Raw genomic sequence first — 303 nt, 5'->3', positions numbered from 1 at the left:
TAGACAGTACTACGTTTACGGGAACCTACACGATCCAGCAGTCTGACATAGATGCGGGAACGGTAAGGAACCAAGCGTTAGCTACGGGAACTTCCCCAGATGGTGAGGATGTAACGGATACATCTGATGACCCAAACAACCCATTGGATGAAGATCCGGATGGTGATGGCGACCCAGATGACCCTACCGATACGACGCTTCCTGACGATAGTGATATCTCCTTATTGAAGGAGTCTGTCTTCAACGATGAGAACGGAGATGGGTTTGCCCAGTTGGGTGAGACGATCAGTTACAGTTTTACGG

At 49.5% G+C, this 303-nt stretch carries 1 protein-coding gene; it reads left to right on the top strand.

Features of this window, described 5'->3' with window-relative positions:
- Window positions 1-303, top strand: a 303-nt coding sequence (locus tag IQ282_RS00145) for a DUF7507 domain-containing protein (RefSeq protein ID WP_228547160.1), incomplete at both ends; no start/stop codon positions are given.

The organism is Nonlabens antarcticus, from assembly GCF_015356755.1.
In the GTDB taxonomy this organism is placed as follows: Bacteria; Bacteroidota; Bacteroidia; order Flavobacteriales; family Flavobacteriaceae; genus Nonlabens; species Nonlabens antarcticus.
Note: the sequence above shows the minus strand (reverse complement) of the source record. Positions and strands in the feature narration are given on the sequence as shown.